Genomic DNA, 18,163 nt, shown 5'->3' on the forward strand with positions numbered 1-18,163 from the left:
ATGAGATAAAAAATTTTAACCTAAGTGGGTCAGTATTTCTGTCGCAAGGGTGGAGCATTATATTTGTCGCGTAACAATTATTGATGAAATAGCTGAGCCTGAATTGCTTAAACAGTACGAAAGGCTAGCTTACGATATGGAATAACAGAAAATACGTAAGCACGATTGATTATATTTTTTTAGCTGTTAAAATATATCGTACGATATACTAAAGGAGAAGTTATGAAGCCAACAGGTGAGTTGTACAATGCCTTGCAGACAGCGTTTGACCATTTCAATAAAACGCTTTACGATGGTAAATTGCCAGAGGTGATCTTTACCACGCAGCGTCAATATGGCATGTTTGGTTACTTCTCTCCGGATCGATGGGCATCAAAAGAAGGTAAAAAATGCCACGAGATTGCCATCAATCCTGAATATGTCGCACGTGTGACACTGATTGAGCTAATGCAAACTTTAGTGCATGAAATGGCACATTGTTGGCAATATTGTTATGGCAAGCCAAGTGTAAAGTCTTACCATAACAAACAATGGTCGAACAAAATGAAGTCTATCGGGTTGATGCCTTCCTCAACAGGGCAACCCGGTGGTGCATTTACCGGTCAAAACATGATGGACTACCCCTTACCGGGTGGTAGGTTCATCAAAGAATGTGAAATCATGCTCAAAACAGAAAGTTTTAAGATGATTTGGGTAGATGCTCGCGCACGACCACACTTAATTACGCCAGATGACGATAAAATGGCAGTCATTAAAGAGGCATTGAACGATATAGATGGTGAGGTTGCTGGTCAACTAACATCAAGCCTATATGACCTGTTTGGTCAACCTGAAGTTGATGATGGCGATGATGAGGCTATGAGTGACTTATTGAGCTCACTTTTATCGGGCAATGATGATGACGAGACAAAAAAGAAAAAACGTAAGATAAAATATACATGCCCAACGTGCCATATTAATTTATGGGGCAAGCCAGAATTAAATGTTTATTGTGGTGATTGTGATGAGGTGTTGAAAGAAGTAGAGCCAAATTAACATATCGTACGATATGTTTTTATTTTTTTAAATTTTATCGTACGATAAAATTATGGCTTAAAAGTAGGCTTTTGTTGATTCTTAAGATCATCCTTGGCTTCTTTTTTTAGCCGTTTGGTCTCACGCTCATAAACAAGGCGATCTTCTTCGCTTAATATCTCTTTATCGTACGATAGATTTTTGTACGATTTTGATTCAATCATATTCTTCAGTAGCAAACGCTCCATTGGATCATAATTAACATTGAGTGCACCTTCTATACTGGCATTAATATAGTCGCTTTTCTCCATGTTCCGCCATTGAATGGTATAACCATATTGCTTGGCAAATTCAGAGCAAAACAAACGATTTGTTCGCCCATTACCTTCCCTAAAAGGATGTGCGGCATTAATTTCATTAAAATATTCGGCAATACGATGGCAAAGATCACGGTGATTATCCTCAACAATAGGATCATTGTTCAGGCGCGTCAAAACTTTCATTAACTCAGGCTCAATACGATTAAAATAGGCAAACATAGTCGTACCTGCATAATCTGTATCTTTGGCAATGTTAACGGTTCTTGTTTGTCCCGCCCAATCATAGACATCACCAAACAAATGTTTGTGCAAATCCTGCAAATGCGCATAGTCAAAACTGCCTTTAGGTGGCGCTAATCGCATTTTAGCATCATAGATTTCAGCTTCCGCCTGATCCAAGTTTTCTTTATCCTTGATATCGAGCTTGTTTCTTAATATCAACGTACCAGGATAAACGTAAGGATCTTGATTGTCATCACTATAGGGCATGCTGCTGGCGGTTATTTAGATTGCTTTGGTAGAAATTAATAGTATCTTTAATCGCATCACTTGGTGAAAGATTACCTTTATCCATAGAAGCTAAACGATTAATACGTGCTTGAGTTGGATTAACGCCCTCCAAATACATACCACCCAAAGCCTCTAATGAAACCTCAGATAATTGGCTAATATCTAATTTATTTGACTGACAGTATTCAATAACATTCATCGGTTTACTCCTGTGTTTACGCCATCAATTATAGCACAATTCGTTGTTTTTATCTTGTTTTTCACTCACTAAAACGTTGTGATTGCTTGTTTTTAGCCTCTGGGTCAAGAATGTGTTTAAACGATGCCTCAAGGCGTTTTTTCTCTAAGCGTTTACGCTCTTCTTTGATCTCATCTAAATCCATCAATAACACATCTGAATACTCAACACCAACAAGCTTGGCAACGTGACGATCTAAATTAAATTTATGTGCCACTTTAAACCCTCGCTCATGAGCGGCTAAAGCTTTTGCTTTTTCTGTCGTTTGCGATTTCAGGTTATTGGTATATGGATTATCGCACAATGCCAACCACTCTTCTTTAGAGCTTGCTTTCATTTTCATTGCATATAAGTTGCGGCAAGTCTTATGCTCTAATGCCATATAATCAGCCAACGCCTTAACATGCGGATAGTGCTTAACACGATCGGGAATGATGTTGTCAAATTTTTGCCATTCATCCAGTCGCTGCAGATACTCACGTGGATATTTATCAGGATAAGACAAACCAAGCTCTTTCCGCAAACCATTCAACCCTTTATCCTGAATGACGTCATTCCAGTCAGTTTTAGCCTTATCACCTTTCTCCTCAGCAATACGATCAAGCATTTGTGGCGTTTTAACAATCACCTCAAAAGATTGATCCTGATAAGCCGCAATCGCTTTATTAAAGGCTTCATCTGTTTTTGCATGAATGCCATCATTGTCTTTTAAGAAAACAACGCGCTCAGGATTCAGTGATTTCACTTTCTCCAACATATTCTTAAGATTTGATACTGACATGGATACCATCGCACTGGCATCTTTGTCTGCCAATGCAGCGCTAGCAACGGTTTCAATCCCCTCACCAATATACAGTGTGCCATTATTACCCACCTGCAAAACAGCACCATTTTTAATGCTCCCTTTTGACAACTTAGGCGTTGCAAATGATTTTGATTTGTTCGCGGTTTTAGGGTCAAGATAGGTTCGTTGAACACCCACAACATTGCCGTCAATATCCGTTGATGCAATCACCATCGCAGGTATTCTATTGATTTTCTCAACGCGTTGATACTCGCCCTTATGTGCTTTATCTTCAACATAGTCTACCCATTTAGCACCAGCAGGAAGCAGTCGCAATTGCGTATTAGAGATATCATAAACATTGCGATGTATCGCCATATAATCATCAACTACGGAGCCAGTAACGGGAACTGTTGCCATCCAAATAGACTGTGCTGATTCTTGTTTTTGCTGCCTTTCAATCTCAGCAATACGCTGCCTTTGTGCTTGTTGCGCCTGACGGCGATCAATAACGGCTTGTAGATCATCTTCTTTAGCCTCTGAATCACTTAATCCAGCAATACGCGCACCTTCTTCCAATGCATCTTTAAAGGCATAGCCCTTTTGATAGGTAATTGCCTGCAGTGGGAAACCACCATTTTCAGTCGCAAAATCATACCACTGTCCGGCATTATTGCCTTGAAGCGTGACAATTAAACCACCTGACCAACGCATTTCTTTAGCGGTCTTTTTCTTAGGCTCACCAAAGATATCAATATAGGTCTGCTCAATATTACTTAATAACGCCTCACTGATGCGATCAACATTCCAACGTGTCCCTTGAGAGGAGCGCTCACGCTGCACAAATTGCTTAACCTTGCCAGGCACTTCAATCGCAAAACTATTTTCAATCGCAGTTTGTTGCGCATCTATACCAGCAAGATACTCAGCATAGGAAGCATCAGATGAGTTAAAAGAGTCAGATAAATCAAATTGGTCATAGGACGCAAGCGTCATATCTGATGTTATAGCATCATTATTGGCAGCAGGACCAGGTACCGAATTTAATTGTGTCCGACAAAAACGCTCAACATGCTGATCTAATTTATCAAGTTTCACTTGCTCAAATAGCAATGCCTCTTGATATAAAGACGGTGATTGCGCAATTTGATAAGCAAGCTTATCACGTTCAATAATCAGCGCATTACCCAATGCTTTACTGTCTTTGTCACCAGCCCGATAAGCCTTGGCAACCGCAACTACTTTGTCAGCATAATCAATAACCACATCATGATATTGACGTTCATCACTATTTAAATTCAAGCGATATTGATCACGTTGATACGCTGTCGCATGGCGATAAAATACAGCCGTATCAATATCAAACGATTGAAGCTTATGATAAACAAGCCCTTTTTTGTATTGCTCGCATATCTCACCCGCTAATTGCTTGGCTTGATAGCTACCTTTATTTACGGTTACTTGATCAGCTGCTTGGTTTGTACTGCTCTCTTGCGTATTCGTTGCTTTAACTGCGTTAATAGCATCACGGTAACGTGTAAGCGCATCAATCACGCGATAATCATCTGCGAACTTAATCAGTTGCGTAATATCAATATTCCGTGAGGCATAGCGATGTGTCGTAAAGCATTCATATACAGGGCTATCAATTAATTTGCCCAATAACTTAGAAACGGCAAAAGCTTTCTGGTTACGTGCTTCGGATTCTTTAAAGGCGTTTTGCTTCAATTGATCAATCAACTCAGCAGAATCAACAGAATCAGTTTGTTTGGCATTATTGTCACTCACCCGAGTAGCAAGCTTAACATCACGCCAAGCGGAACTTGCAGCCTCTTTACTCAACATGTAATCAGCAATCGCACGATGCAGAACTTTATCTTCACCAGTAAAGCGCTCATTTTCTTTGGCATAAGCATAAGCCGTTGATAGCTGCCAAATCTCACGCTCATTAATACCATCACGCTTTAAGTAATAACGGTGTTTACCAATGCGATCCGTCATTTCATGCGCTAACTGCATTCGCTGATCATGATGCTCAGGATTGTCAGCGGACAATTTAGCAAATTGCTCAACACGCACCTCTGCTGCAAGCCTTTCTTCATGCAGTGCCACATGATACATAAACTTCTTAGCATCTAAATGCATATGAACCGTATCAAACTGAGCAATATCAGTTTGTGCCCACTCTCGTAACTGAGGATATTTGTTGGCAATCAGATAAGCCGCTTCATGACGCTCTGCCATTCGCTTATACATCGACTCACGTGCCTCTTTCAACGCATCAGTCACTTGTTCACGTGCTAATTCACCATTGTTAGCAATACCCAGTTTAACCTTAAGCGCAGTTTCAATTTTTTGAGTGACAACAAATTCACCTGCAGCATCACGACAAATCGCTTTATACTCTTCAAACGCATCAAATATGCGACGATCTTCACTATCAAGATTTGCTCTAAACTGGCGCACCTTTTCAGGATAAGCAGTTTTAGCAACACTTGACCAGATCAACCCTTCTTCATAACCAATACCAACATGACCTTTAAAGTCAGCATTCAACTTAAAGGCAGCTTGCTCACGTTGAAGCTGTGACGATTCAGGGTCAATATAAGCGCGTATTGCCATACGCTTGTCATGGCGTTCTGCATTTACCTTTAAGCGCTCAATAATTTTCTCATACGTAGGCTGATGCGGAAATTTAACCGCTAGCACTTTACTATACTCAGCAAAGTTACTCATAATCTTAGCTGCTAAGATTTCGCTACGCTGATTAAACTGACGTGATAACTTTTCATAATGTTGTTGATGCTCAGGTTTAATTTCTTTGCCCTGGCTATCTTTTTGAATATCACGACTATCAACACTTAACTCAGGATCAATTGCACCAAAGTGATCCGCCTGTGACTTCTTCCAATAGATCGCTGCACTTCGCCCTAAACTTAAATACTGCTCAACATCTTTCAAATGCTTAGCAAAGCCGTCAATCTGACCCGACTTAATACGCAACGTATGCTGAGCCTGATATTTATTGACCGCATCCCATAAGTCACGCTTAGAAACATACTGTGCACTCTCTTTCTTGGTATCAATAATTGCCTGAGCAAGTCGCCCTTTCTCATAAGGGTTATTAACCACTTCAAAATCACGCACACGCGCCTCTAAAGTATAAGCCTTAGCCCATGATTCAAGTTTTTCAGGTGAGATATTGTTAAGCTCTAAAGCGCGTTGATATTTCCCCATCTGATTAAATACTTCAAACGCTGCTTTATTACGCGCATAGAAAAGCGTATCTATATCACTAAAGGCAGCTTTCGCCTCTGTATTGTCATACCATGTCTTACCATAGCGCTCAACAAATTCTCCATAACGAACACCACAATCAAGATTCAAATCCGCCAAATCAGCAACCATACGCGCGTCTTGATTAACGACTTGTTGTGCCGTTAGTTTCTCATTTAATATCGCATCACGCTCAAAGGCAGCCTTCGATGCTTTATACTGCTCATAGTTAAACAAATAGTTCCAAGTATCACGCGTCTTATGATAAGCACCACGGATCTGAGCCACAGCATTACTCGCAAAAGTTTGCGCCTCTTGACCACGACGTATGGCAAACTGTAATGGATAATCAAGCACATTATCACGCAATGGTGATCGAGATAACTCACGCTTCAAGCCGTGAATATCGCTATAGGTTTCTTTATCACCAAAGAAATGTAAATTAAACTTATGCCGTGACATCGCAACATAACTTAAGAAGCGATCCCAACCGCGCCCTTTAGCGTAGACTAAACAGTTGTTAACGCTGACACCTTGCGCTTTATGCACTGTCGCACAATAACCATGATCAAACTGATTAAATTCCTTGGCATTAAACTGATAGGTTCTGCTTGGATCTTCATCCAACACAAAAGAAACCGTATCTTTTTTAATATCTATAATTCTGGCAAGCTGCCCATTTTTAACCTGAACATCATCCAGTGTCTTGTTTTTCAAAAAGATAATTCGATCATTCGATGCAAACTCACGTTGATGTAATTGAGAACCAACCTTAACTTCAAACTGATGTCCGTCACCTAATCGACCATTTCCTCTTAAGTAGCTACGTGCAAGCTCATTCATTTCAGCAACTTGCTCATTCCTAAAGGCAAGGATCAAGGTGTCTTTATCTGAAACATCAACATAGTTTTTCCATGTTGCTAAAAGCTGCGTTTTAATGTCACTATCTTCACCCAATACAACACGATCACGTTTAAGATAATGATCAATAGCAGTACCTACCTCACCTTTTGCCAGATAAGCAGTAGCTAACGCATCAGCAAGGTCTTTTTGACGTCTGACTTTTGACATTTCAACAAAACCAATGCGCTCTAATATCGCTCTAAAAGGCGCACCATAAGACACAGGTTGTAATTGATCTGGGTCACCTGCAAGAATCAATTTGATATTACGATCTTGAGACATCTTAATCAGATCATACATGTCCTCTAGACCAATCATACCTGCTTCATCAATAACTAATACTGAATTGCTTGGTGGCAAGTATTGGTGATAGTCAGCACCTTTTCTATAATTAGCTAAGATATTATAAATTGTTTGTGACTGAATTCCCGCATCTGCTTGTAAACCATGTGCCGCCTTACCCGCTAACGCAGCACCACTGATATGAATGTTTTGACCTTGGTATAATTCTCGAACCGCATTCATTGTGTGCGTTTTACCCGCACCCGCGCGACCAATAAGGCAAACAATATTGCCTGAGTCAGCAATATATTTTAATGCCTCTTTTTGCTCAGTATCTAAGGTAAATAGTTCAGAGTTGGCAACTGTATCAATATGCTTAGTGTGAATAGAAAAACTTTGCTTGCCTGAAAGATTATTAGCAAGTCGCGCAAGAGCTACTTCTTTTTCATAGTTTTCTTGTGTTGTGAAACTCAAGCGACCCGCTTCATTATAACCAAGATTAATCAATTGATGTGATGCTAATACCTTGACTAACGTATCATTATAGTCCTCTTTAGATTCTGTAGATTTGAATATAAGGTTTTCAATATCTCGCTGTGTAAATACAGATTGCCTTTTTTCTAAAGTCTCAACAATGATTTCATGATTTTCTTTAACTGCTTCAATGGTAGATTGCTTAATTTCAGCATTTAACTGAGATTGTGTTTCAGCATAGTTATCAGGCTGTGCAATATGACCTTCATGCACTGTCGGTTTAATATGATTTTGATCTACAACTAAGTCGATATTGTTCTTAATAAAATATTGATTTTGATATAATTCCCACTGCTCGTTACGACCAACTTTATTAACAATATAGTTATTTTTAGAAGTGCGTATTTCAGTGGCTAAATTTCTTAGCTTTCGCTTTGAGAAGCCATACCCTAAAACCTCTCTAAAGGTCATCATTACATGTGCATGAGGATTGCCATCACCTTTATCATGAATACAAATATCAGCACCACAATTGAAAACATCTACATAATTTTCCTTGATGTAAGATTTAATTAAATCAATATTTTGATGAACACTAAGTTCTTTAGGTAAAGCAATTTGCAATTCAAATGCGAGTTGTGCTGTCTTTCTGCGATTGTGACTATTTTCTATTTCTTCAACAGCATTCCATAATTTTTCTCTATCATTAAATGGATGGTTACTAGAATTGTACTGCTCATTGTAAGCTGACTCAGGTAGCAAAATTCCTGCATATACGCAATCACCTTTATCTGTATAATCAAACGTTTTTCCAGTTCGTTCGCAATAAAGTCTCTCATTTGCTCTATAAGCCGCAGATTTAACTGCATTATGCCCTTGTGAGCGAGTTATGTATCTTTCTTTAATGTAACCTATAGCCATAACTATTATCTACTATCAAAGGAAAATATATCTTTATTAAATTGGTCTTTCCCTATCTTTAATAAAGAAGAATGGCAAATAACTTGCTGGTAAAGTTTTGTAAAATCTTCTTGTGTCTCCACGCTACTTTTAATAAATGACCTAATATCATGATCATTAAATTGTGATTTTCTAGATGAAATTGTTTTTAGAACTAAAACAGGGTTATTAATAATGGCTTCTCTAGACTCTTTTTTAGCAAGAGAGTTATATAGTTGAATATTTCTTTCAGATACTTGCCCTCTTAACCCTACGTGTTTTTCTGGAATAAAGCTGGTTTGATCAACCTGAAGATCAATATTATTTTTCGCAAAGAAGTCATTTTGAAAATCCCGCCATTTAGCGTGAAGTTCTCCCTTAACAACAAAAGATCCGTAAGAGCTAGTTTTCATGGGGGAAGTAATATTTCTAACTTTATTTTTACTAAAATTTAAACCCTCTAGTTTTCTAATTGTGAGCATAGCTATTGCATTATAGTTTATATCACCATTCAAATTTATAAACACATCTGCCACAACGTGATGTTTGTCAACATAATGGTTTTTAATAAAATCATGAGCAAGTTCTATATTTGTCTGCAAATCAAGCTCCTTTGGTAATGCAATAATTACCTCAATAGCCAATTGCGCTGTTGCCCTTCTATTGTGCTTGCTTTCTATTTCTTCAATTGCATTCCAAAGTTGCCCTCGATCTTCAAAAGGATGCTTATCTGATTTACTATTTGTAGGGTATGCAGTTGTGGGTAAGATTATTTGACTGCTTTTGCAATCAGATTTCTTGGTGTAATCAAATACCTTGTTAGTTCGACAACATTTAATTTTTGTATTAGATCTTTTGGCGGCGAAGTCTACAGCATTATGTCCTTTTGCTCTTTTTATAAAATCCTCTCTTATAAACTCTATAGCCATAATTATTATTTGCCTATCAACCACTATAGCTAGATTATACGCAACTGCTTTGACGTAGTCAATGCAAGTTGCGCATTAGCTACGGATTATCATTTCAAATATAGGTCATAAAATAACTAAATATATCTCATAGAATAAAACCTATTAGCTAATGATGCTGCGGGTACTTTCGTACCCACCAATGTATTCGCTACGCTCATGTTTTTTAATTTTAATGACATCCCTATGTTTTTTTTGTATTATTCCATTAATCGTTATTTGTTGACCAACAATATGGATAATGCTGAAAAAATCAATTTATTAGAAAAACGACTATTTCAACTTGAGCAAAGAATACGTGACGAGAAAACCTATCAACGCACAAAAGAAACTAAGCGAAAAAGATCACTTGGCAAAATTCTCATAATGGCAGGAGCCACAGAATATTACAATTCTAAGAATCACCCATTTAACTTTATCATTGTGCTAGGAAGCCTTTTTTATATCATTGGATTAGAGTATAAATTCAAACTATCTGTTTTACTTGGTGCATGCTATATCATTTTTCAGAATGTCAAAGAAGATGGTGAGCTAAAAAATGAATTAACACAACTAGGTAAGAATCATTATGATCAATATGCTTTAACTAAAGAACGCAAATCAAAAGATGACAAGCTAGAATATCCTTTAGATTTTTTTCTAGGCGTCATTATCAAAGCGAATGAATTTATTATAACTGACAAAAATATCGATTTATGCCATCAAACAGGCGATAGATTATTTATACAGCACAAAGCCAAAAAAGATAATTTAGAAATAACAAAAACGAAGAAACTAGATAATCATAACATTACGACATAGCTAATATATGTTATGATGATAACGTTTAAATATAAGGAGTAATAATAAAATGGCTAAATCAAATAAAATCCAACAACTACTTGAGCAAAAAGCAAAACTTGAAGAAATGCTCAAAGCAGAAATTGAGAAACGCTATATTGAGATTGGTAAACTTGCTAAAAAACACAACATCCTTGAATGGTCTAATGATGAACTTGCAAATGCTTTTACATTCATTGAAGAACAAGGCAAAGAATCTTTTGCAAATAAGAATAATGATAATGCAAAAAGTAATCAAAGCAATACAGCAGAAAATCAAACAACAACCGAAAATGCTTAACCACATCAAAAGATTTTAATAGCCTATGGATTTGATGAGTTTTTTGCTACGCAAAACCACGGGAAAAATTGTGCATTGACCGTGGATAAAATCTTGAGATTTTACCCACCCGCCACTACACCGAATTTTACCCAGTTAACTCACAAGCTCACACAGGCATTCGCTTCGCTCAACAAAAAATATCACCTTAATTTTATTATTTCTATTTACTTTTATATTGAATTATATTATAATTCTAATCGTTAAATTGATGAATTTAACAAATCACTAACCACCTATAACGGAGTTTTTAAATGTCGAGATTTGATACTAACCTAAATATCATAGAACTTATTTCAAATAGCCATGAGCTGAAGAAATTTAGCGGTTTTGGCGGGTTACACAAAACCATGACCAGAGAGCAACACCTAAAGCTTAAAAGTATACTTGGTGACAAGCATTATCAAGAAGCAATGGCTTCTACTAAAAATGCTTACTATACACCTACGCCAATTATTGAATTTATATATAATGCAATATTAAAAATTGGATTTACAGGTGGGCGTGTATTGGAGCCTGCTTGTGGTCACGGTGCATTTATCTTTAATATGCCACAAGACTTAATTCAAAATAGCACCATTAATGGCGTTGAACTGAATAGATTAAGCGCACGTATTGCTAAAATGATTTGCCCTTATGCTAACATTTTAAATGCAGGGTTTGAGCAGACTAAGTTTAGCAATGATACCTTCAATTTAATTATTGGAAATCCACCGTTTGGCAGCCAAATAATGAAAGATGACTGTGAAGAATTAAATGGAATGGCAATACATCATTATTTTACAGCTAAAAGCGTGATGCTATTAAAGCAAGGTGGCATTATGGCAATGGTATTACCTCAATACTGCTTTGACAATACCCATGATCATCCAAGAAAAATTATGCAAAAGCATGGCTCGTTGATTGCTGCTTTTCGACTTCCTGATTGTATGTTTGAAAATGCCAAGGTTACCGTTGATCTTGTTTTTTATATTAAAGATAAAATTAACGATATTAAATTCACAGAAACAAAGTCACTTATGGTGAACGGCAATAAATTAAGCATTAATGAATACTATATCAATAATCCTCACCATGTAATCGGTAACTTAAATACTTGTAATATGTACGGCGACCGAATTGGTTTAACTGTTACTGCCAATTATTCAAAAGCAGACATCTATAAAAAGCTGAATAACAATTTATCTACCCTTCCTAGCATCTATAAGAACCATAACCCACCAAAACAAGACATATTAGCTTCACTAGATAAAGCCATTCAAAAACTTAAAGAAAAAGCAAATAGTATGCCTGAAATAGAAAAGCATTTGCTTAATTTCGAGATTGAAAAACTATGCTTCTTACAAAAAACGTTTAAGGCACATAAAACCAAAGAGCATGAATTACTAAAAAACATCACTAATACAATATCATCTATTCAATAAGGAGACTAAACGATGATGAGTAAGATAATTTTTAACTTATTTAAAACTCATCGTCCTTCTGATAGCAGAAAACGTTATATAAAGAAGGTCGATGAAAACAATGACACTATTAACATTGGATCATTGTATTTAAATTATAACGACTTCCATAAAAATGATAAAATTTACGAGAACCTATTACCTAACGAAGTAATACAGTGTAAAGAGTTTATTAATACCTACAATAAAATGAGACGCTGCAAAAGCAGCACCAGTAATGACAGTTTTAAAGCTCAAACAATTTATTGGGATAGTGATTTTGCGAATATGCTTTATGAGATTGCCGAATATGCGCAATCACAAGGAGTCAATTTCATGCCAAAAGATTATATGTTTGAAGCAATACTCGGCAAACTAGAAAGTTTAAACAAACAAATAGACTTATCTGAGATATTTAATAAATATCAGTTTAGACCTACTTACAAAGGTCATATGTTAAATATTAGCAACAATCAAAGACAAGCTGTTATCTCTGATTTTCTTAGATTAAATGATGATCATGATCAATTAATGACTGCCTTTAATGATCATATTCATGATTGCTACAGTATCGATAAGCAATTTACTTATAATATGCTCCAGGAGCTGACAGAGAACCATAAAGATCGTGCAATACGATCTTATGTCATGAGCGCATGTATTGATATGCTGCTAGGTTATGGCATCAACCCATGTGTTAGTCATAATGCTGGCTTGGTCTTTTATTATTGGTACAGCGTTCGCACTGAGCAATATAATGCTTACGATGCAATTAAAAAATTCACTCAACAAGTTGAAGTAAGTGAAGATCAGATGAATCAAGTTTATTTGGCACTTACCGATTTAATAAGCAAACCAATACTGCCAAATCACGTCAAGATCAAGAATTAAATGATTGATTTTATAATTGAATTATAATATAATTCTTAATGTAGGGACGGATTACCGACCTGCTAAAAAGCAACCTATAACGGAGTTAATATCATGATTAAGCTAACAAAAGAATTGCTTGCCATTCGCGCAAAACATATTATTGAATACGACCGAGACTTAGTAGATCAAGCACCAAAAGTAGAGCCAAAAGCTAACCCATTACCATCAAAGCTCAATCCAGATTCGACAATATCAGTCGTTAAGTATTTAAAGCGCTTATGTTTATAGCACCCTAACAGGGTTTATTTTTAAAAATAATATGTTATACTAAGTTATAGACTCATTGGAGTAATTGATATGACAATATGGCAATCAATTGTAGAAACAAAAACATTTACTAAAACCACAAGCAATATAGCTGACGAAGATACCATAGAGGAAATGTTGGAGTATATTGCAAGAAACCCACTTTCAGGAGATGTGATTGAAGGCACTAGCGGATGTAGAAAACTAAGGTGGCGGCGTAACAAGAATACAGGAAAAAGCAGTGGAATGAGAACCATCTACTATTTTTATAATGAGAGTATGCCCATTTATCTGCTACTATCATACGCTAAAAACCAACGTGACAACATCTCCCAAGAAACTAAGAGTATTTTAAAAGCAATGGTTACTGATTTAACTAAATTACACAAAGGAGCAAAATAATGAGTGATTTTGATATCAACCAGCTTCTACAACAATCCGCCAAAGAAGCTGTTGAAATTGCCAGTGGGAAGCAAGAAGGAAAAACACACAAGTTTTTAATTAAAAGCGGTATTGATGTCATTAGTATTAGGAAAAAGTTAAATATGAGCAGAGCTAAGTTTTCAGAAACTTACGGCTTAAAAGTTAGAACTGTTGAAAAATGGGAACAAGAAAAAAACAAAATGGATGCTACTGCCATCTCTTATTTAACTGCAATTGCGAATGATCCCGAAGGTGTTAAACTGGCTTTGAGATAAACTATGAAAAATATTAATCAAATACTAAGCGAAAACTTTAGCAAAAAAGAAATAGCTAAAATTGAAGAAGAGGCAGAACAAGGCGCTAAAGAATACATGGCACTTAAAGAATTTATTGCCCATGAGACAAATACATCCATATAATGTAGACAACAACACCCTTCAAGCCTAGGTGATTTTTGCAAGCTCAAACCGAAGGGTTCCTATTGATACCATAAAAATTATCCAACTAAATTAACCCCTACCCGATACATATTTTTTATTTTATGGTATAATTACCATATAAAATAATTTTGAGCTTAACTACAACTTATGTCTAAATTATTAAGGCCTCTAAAATGGGTTGGATCATCACTTGATGATCTGAAGCAATTTCCAGATGAGGTAAAGCGAACAATGGGTTTCGCTCTAGATTTTGCCCAAAGAGGAAGTAAACATGATAAAGCAAAACCACTTAAAGGTCATGATTTTAAAGGAGCCTCCACACTTGAGGTTGTTGAAGATCATGATGGAGATACATATCGCGCGGTTTATACCGTGAAAATTAAAGATGCTATATATGTATTACATTGTTTTCAAAAGAAATCAAAAAAAGGCATTAGTACACCAAAAACTGATATGGATTTGATAAAAAAGCGACTAAAAGAATTATTGATGCAGGAGTAAAAGAAATGCTACAAATCACAGAAAGTACAGGCAATGTTTTTAATGACCTTGGCTTTGCCAATGCTGATGAGCTTCAGGCAAAATCTGCACTTGCAAGGCAAATTGCCATAGTCATAAAAGACAAAAAATTAAAACAGAAAGAAGCTGAAGAAATGACAGGAGTTAATCAAGGTGACATTTCTAAAATAATTAATGGACACTGCGATCGATTTTCAATAGATCGACTTTTTGGAATGTTATTAAAACTGGGTCAAGATATCGAAATAAACATACACCCATCAAACTCAAACCTTGGTCATATCAATTTCATGCAAGCATAAAAACGATCGTTTTATGATAGTCAAAATCTAACTTCTAAAAATTACACTTAAACCTACTTAAAGCTAACATTTAGGTTATACTATTGAGTTATACATAATAAAAGGCTAAAATTATATCATTATCTATCTTTATGTATAACAAATTGGTATCACTATCATGATGAAGCTATCACAGCTAACCACTATCCAAAAGAATGACCTCTATCGAAGCCTAAGAGTCAGCATTACCCATCATTCAAATGCAATTGAAGGATTAACACTGACCTATGGAGAAACAAAAAGACTCTTAGAAAGTGGTATAACCGCACCCAACAAACCACTTCATGAGCAACTCGTTATTCTAGGCTTTGCTGATGCCTTTGATTTTGTGGTACGTGAAGCGGAAAACACGGGGCACCGCTTTGATGATGATTTTATGAAAGACATTCATGCCATCCTATTTGATAAAGCACTGAAGATTTCACCCGAGCGCATTGAACGACCTGTTGGAGCTTGGCGTAAAGATGAACGTCAAATATTAGGTGTTGATATCCAGCTATCATCACCTAAAAATATAGACCAGGATATCGGCAACCTACTCTATCGCACAGAAGCCAATATGAATTTACGTGCGATTGCTGATTTTCATATTAGCTTTGAACGTATCCACCCTTTTGCTGATGGCAATGGTCGCGTTGGTAGATTACTAATGACTTATCAGGCAATCAAAAATAATTACTTGCCACCATTGATCACAAACGACCACCGTCAGGAATATTTGGCCTCTCTTAATAATGTTGATGCACATGCTCAATTTATTGAATCAGCGATCAAGGAAACAATGGAGCTTGTCAGTGGTCAGTAAAAAATCAGACAACCCAACTGCTAAAGTGTTTGCTTATGCTCGCGTATCTACACGCTCACAAAAAACAGACCGCCAAGAAGTTGACTTAAAAGAACACGGCTATGATGAAATTTTTATCGATAAAACCTCCGGCTCAACCACAAAGCGCCCTGCCCTTCAGGATATGCTATCGCGCTTGCGTGCAGGTGACACTGTTATTGTTCATAGCTATGATCGATTAGGTAGATCAACCAAGGATTTGTTTGATCTCATTGAACATTTTAAAGATACCAAGGTAATATTTAAATCACTCAAAGAAGAGGTTGACACCTCTACTGCGATGGGTGAATTATATTTCACTATATTATCAGGCATTGCCCAATTTGAGCGTAACAAGTTAAGGGAAAGAACAATTGAAGGATTAAGAGCGTCACCAAACAAAGGCGGCAGACCTAAAGGGCAAGCCAAAGAGACCCAGCAAAAATGCTTATCCACTTATAACGATTATATAAACAGTGAAACCAAATCAATCCGCCAGGCGCTTAAAGAAAATAATGTTTCGCCACGCACTTATTATAAATGGTACAACCGTAACAAAGACAAGCTAAAGAATTGATGAAGTTTTTAGCTGACAGCACTGGTATTCATGAAAACTTAAACTACAATAGCTATGTCAATCACTGAATGTATGCATTAACCTCCCTCCCCTCCCGCAATTCATGCATTCAGTGTCTGCAATTCGCTAAAATTTTCAAATAGCGCACTCAGTTCGTAAAATTAACTTATGAAATAGCGTTAATGCTGCGATTAAGCTGGATACAGTTCGCAATCTCTAACGGAAGGCGAACTAAAATATTCTTCAAAATCAAACTTTTAATAATTAGATGCTAATTTTTATTTTTTCTCTTTATATAGGATAAAGAAAATTTATCCCTTAAATTTACCGTCATGTCTTGATAATTTCACGTTTACATGTTTAAATTCAATTATAACATGAAAAATATGGACTATTTTATGAATTGGACGATAGACAATGTATTCAAGCTATTTATGATGAGCAAAAGATATAAGAGTAAGCGAACTCTAATGATGTCTGAGAAGAACAAAGATATTCCAACTGCAAAAAGAATTGAGCGCGGAAATGTCAAAGTCAGGGTATGGGACTCTGAACAACTCCCTCTTATTGGTGAAAAATTTGGTTTTCTTACCAAGCCTAAAAAGCAAACCATTATATCTACATATACTTCAAAAGGTGGTGTGCTAAAAACTACTCTGTCACACAACCTTGGAAGAATGCTTGCATTAAACAACATAAAAACTTTAATTATAGGATTAGATATACAGTTATCGATTACTGATGTTTTACAAGCAGATAGGAAAATTGAAAGCATTGATGATCTGAAATACAACCAGAAAGGTTTATTTCATTATTTAAATGATGAGTGCTCTATACAAGAAGTTATATGCAAAACAGATTTACCAACACTATATTTTATTCCAGAAACTTCAGAACTAAGTCAACTAGAAAAACTTTTACGTCATACAACAAGAAAAGAATACTTTTTTTATGACAAACTAACTCCTTACCTATCTGATTATGATGTGATTATTTTTGATAACAGTCCAAATTGGAACTGTTTAATTGAGGACTCTATAACTGTTTCAGACATAATATTAAGCCCTATAGGATGCGAGATAAATAGCTATCGAGCTTTAGAGCAACATTTAGACTCTATTAACTCATATAATAATAATATGAAAATTAATAATGATATTGTATTGATACCTACTTTGCTCGAAAAAACAAAGCTTAGCATGCAGATATATGGCGCATATATAAATGAACACCCTAATATAACCTTGGCATCTAGCATAAGAAGATCAATCAAAGGACATGAGGCCAGTTTAATTGGTCTTAGTGTTATTGAGCATGATCCTTCATCACCTCTTGCTCAAGATTACTATGATATATCAACTCAGATCATGCATATTATTAATGATAGTAGCAATGAATAAGGGATGAAATAATGGCTTTAAGTGATGACATTTTTAAAAAACAGTTGAAGAAAGTTAAAATTTCATCATCTGCTAGAAAAGATAATAAAGACAGGATAGCTGTTCATGAAGAACCTGAAGCTATCAAAAGGACGCTTGGCGACAATATTACG

The 18,163-nt window shown here is 36.2% G+C and carries 18 protein-coding genes; 14 read left to right on the forward strand and 4 right to left on the reverse strand.

Annotated elements, in window-relative coordinates:
- Positions 1-222 precede the first annotated feature (222 nt).
- Positions 223-1,035, forward strand: a complete 813-nt coding sequence (locus ACY10D_RS09400) for a SprT-like domain-containing protein (RefSeq protein WP_487000477.1) — start codon at positions 223-225, stop codon at positions 1,033-1,035.
- A 50-nt stretch (positions 1,036-1,085) separates the two neighbouring features.
- On the opposite strand, the gene ACY10D_RS09405 is transcribed toward ACY10D_RS09400, so the two are convergent.
- From ACY10D_RS09405 to ACY10D_RS09420, 4 genes are all read right to left on the reverse strand, one after another.
- The gene (locus ACY10D_RS09405) at positions 1,086-1,823 is read right to left on the reverse strand and encodes a Fic/DOC family protein (protein WP_487000478.1); all 738 of its coding nucleotides are present in this window, start codon (positions 1,821-1,823) and stop codon (positions 1,086-1,088) included.
- Positions 1,813-2,043 carry a hypothetical protein gene (locus ACY10D_RS09410; RefSeq protein ID WP_487000479.1) on the reverse strand — a complete coding sequence of 77 codons (231 nt, stop codon included), beginning with the start codon at positions 2,041-2,043 and terminating at the stop codon, positions 1,813-1,815. Before ACY10D_RS09410 ends, ACY10D_RS09405 begins: the two co-directional genes overlap by 11 nt.
- Before the next feature lie 61 nt (positions 2,044-2,104).
- On the reverse strand, positions 2,105-8,722 hold the full coding sequence (traA, locus tag ACY10D_RS09415; RefSeq protein WP_487000480.1) for a Ti-type conjugative transfer relaxase TraA: 6,618 nt from the start codon (positions 8,720-8,722) through the stop codon (positions 2,105-2,107).
- Between the two features lie 5 nt (positions 8,723-8,727).
- Positions 8,728-9,669, reverse strand: a complete 942-nt coding sequence (locus tag ACY10D_RS09420) for a MobA/MobL family protein (RefSeq protein WP_487000481.1) — start codon at positions 9,667-9,669, stop codon at positions 8,728-8,730.
- Between the two features lie 273 nt (positions 9,670-9,942).
- Here ACY10D_RS09420 and ACY10D_RS09425 point away from each other — a divergent pair, with 273 nt between their 5' ends.
- From ACY10D_RS09425 to ACY10D_RS09485, 13 genes are all read left to right on the forward strand, one after another.
- The gene (locus tag ACY10D_RS09425) at positions 9,943-10,509 is read left to right on the forward strand and encodes a hypothetical protein (RefSeq protein WP_487000482.1); all 567 of its coding nucleotides are present in this window, start codon (positions 9,943-9,945) and stop codon (positions 10,507-10,509) included.
- A 49-nt stretch (positions 10,510-10,558) separates the two neighbouring features.
- Positions 10,559-10,828, forward strand: coding sequence for a hypothetical protein (locus ACY10D_RS09430; protein WP_487000483.1), 270 nt, complete (start codon positions 10,559-10,561; stop codon positions 10,826-10,828).
- 293 nt (positions 10,829-11,121) lie between these two features.
- Entirely contained in the window at positions 11,122-12,291 is a 1,170-nt protein-coding gene (locus tag ACY10D_RS09435; protein WP_487000484.1) for an N-6 DNA methylase, read from the forward strand.
- A gap of 15 nt (positions 12,292-12,306) precedes the next feature.
- On the forward strand, positions 12,307-13,200 hold the full coding sequence (locus tag ACY10D_RS09440; protein ID WP_487000485.1) for a hypothetical protein: 894 nt from the start codon (positions 12,307-12,309) through the stop codon (positions 13,198-13,200).
- Between the two features lie 93 nt (positions 13,201-13,293).
- Positions 13,294-13,470 carry a hypothetical protein gene (locus tag ACY10D_RS09445; RefSeq protein WP_487000486.1) on the forward strand — a complete coding sequence of 59 codons (177 nt, stop codon included), beginning with the start codon at positions 13,294-13,296 and terminating at the stop codon, positions 13,468-13,470.
- 69 nt (positions 13,471-13,539) lie between these two features.
- Positions 13,540-13,890: a type II toxin-antitoxin system RelE/ParE family toxin gene (locus ACY10D_RS09450; protein WP_487000487.1), complete on the forward strand. Its 351-nt coding sequence runs from the start codon at positions 13,540-13,542 to the stop codon at positions 13,888-13,890.
- The gene (locus ACY10D_RS09455; protein WP_487000488.1) at positions 13,890-14,186 is read left to right on the forward strand and encodes a helix-turn-helix domain-containing protein; all 297 of its coding nucleotides are present in this window, start codon (positions 13,890-13,892) and stop codon (positions 14,184-14,186) included. The genes ACY10D_RS09450 and ACY10D_RS09455 overlap by 1 nt, the downstream gene beginning before the upstream one ends.
- Positions 14,187-14,189: 3 nt before the next feature.
- A complete protein-coding gene (locus tag ACY10D_RS09460) occupies positions 14,190-14,330 on the forward strand; it encodes a hypothetical protein (RefSeq protein ID WP_487000489.1) in 141 nt (46 codons plus the stop codon).
- A gap of 168 nt (positions 14,331-14,498) precedes the next feature.
- Entirely contained in the window at positions 14,499-14,852 is a 354-nt protein-coding gene (locus ACY10D_RS09465) for a type II toxin-antitoxin system RelE/ParE family toxin (RefSeq protein WP_487000490.1), read from the forward strand.
- A 5-nt stretch (positions 14,853-14,857) separates the two neighbouring features.
- A complete protein-coding gene (locus ACY10D_RS09470; RefSeq protein WP_487000491.1) occupies positions 14,858-15,172 on the forward strand; it encodes a helix-turn-helix domain-containing protein in 315 nt (104 codons plus the stop codon).
- 157 nt (positions 15,173-15,329) lie between these two features.
- Positions 15,330-16,016, forward strand: coding sequence for a Fic family protein (locus ACY10D_RS09475; RefSeq protein ID WP_487000492.1), 687 nt, complete (start codon positions 15,330-15,332; stop codon positions 16,014-16,016).
- Complete coding sequence (locus ACY10D_RS09480) at positions 16,006-16,611, forward strand: recombinase family protein (protein WP_487000493.1); 606 nt, start codon at positions 16,006-16,008, stop codon at positions 16,609-16,611. Before ACY10D_RS09475 ends, ACY10D_RS09480 begins: the two co-directional genes overlap by 11 nt.
- Positions 16,612-17,009: 398 nt before the next feature.
- Entirely contained in the window at positions 17,010-18,011 is a 1,002-nt protein-coding gene (locus ACY10D_RS09485) for a ParA family protein (RefSeq protein ID WP_487000494.1), read from the forward strand.
- Positions 18,012-18,163: the final 152 nt, after the last annotated feature.

The sequence above is a fragment of the Cysteiniphilum sp. genome, from assembly GCF_057495195.1.

Bases quoted from the DNA above. Each gene is read 5' to 3' on its own strand.
- ACY10D_RS09400 (WP_487000477.1), top strand. From the start codon at position 223: ATGAAGCCAACAGGTGAGTTGTACAATGCCTTGCAGACAGCGTTTGAC.
- ACY10D_RS09405 (WP_487000478.1), bottom strand. From the start codon at position 1,823: ATGCCCTATAGTGATGACAATCAAGATCCTTACGTTTATCCTGGTACG.
- ACY10D_RS09410 (WP_487000479.1), bottom strand. From the start codon at position 2,043: ATGAATGTTATTGAATACTGTCAGTCAAATAAATTAGATATTAGCCAA.
- traA (WP_487000480.1), bottom strand. From the start codon at position 8,722: ATGGCTATAGGTTACATTAAAGAAAGATACATAACTCGCTCACAAGGG.
- ACY10D_RS09420 (WP_487000481.1), bottom strand. From the start codon at position 9,669: ATGGCTATAGAGTTTATAAGAGAGGATTTTATAAAAAGAGCAAAAGGA.
- ACY10D_RS09425 (WP_487000482.1), top strand. From the start codon at position 9,943: ATGGATAATGCTGAAAAAATCAATTTATTAGAAAAACGACTATTTCAA.
- ACY10D_RS09430 (WP_487000483.1), top strand. From the start codon at position 10,559: ATGGCTAAATCAAATAAAATCCAACAACTACTTGAGCAAAAAGCAAAA.
- ACY10D_RS09435 (WP_487000484.1), top strand. From the start codon at position 11,122: ATGTCGAGATTTGATACTAACCTAAATATCATAGAACTTATTTCAAAT.
- ACY10D_RS09440 (WP_487000485.1), top strand. From the start codon at position 12,307: ATGAGTAAGATAATTTTTAACTTATTTAAAACTCATCGTCCTTCTGAT.
- ACY10D_RS09445 (WP_487000486.1), top strand. From the start codon at position 13,294: ATGATTAAGCTAACAAAAGAATTGCTTGCCATTCGCGCAAAACATATT.
- ACY10D_RS09450 (WP_487000487.1), top strand. From the start codon at position 13,540: ATGACAATATGGCAATCAATTGTAGAAACAAAAACATTTACTAAAACC.
- ACY10D_RS09455 (WP_487000488.1), top strand. From the start codon at position 13,890: ATGAGTGATTTTGATATCAACCAGCTTCTACAACAATCCGCCAAAGAA.
- ACY10D_RS09460 (WP_487000489.1), top strand. From the start codon at position 14,190: ATGAAAAATATTAATCAAATACTAAGCGAAAACTTTAGCAAAAAAGAA.
- ACY10D_RS09465 (WP_487000490.1), top strand. From the start codon at position 14,499: ATGTCTAAATTATTAAGGCCTCTAAAATGGGTTGGATCATCACTTGAT.
- ACY10D_RS09470 (WP_487000491.1), top strand. From the start codon at position 14,858: ATGCTACAAATCACAGAAAGTACAGGCAATGTTTTTAATGACCTTGGC.
- ACY10D_RS09475 (WP_487000492.1), top strand. From the start codon at position 15,330: ATGATGAAGCTATCACAGCTAACCACTATCCAAAAGAATGACCTCTAT.
- ACY10D_RS09485 (WP_487000494.1), top strand. From the start codon at position 17,010: ATGAATTGGACGATAGACAATGTATTCAAGCTATTTATGATGAGCAAA.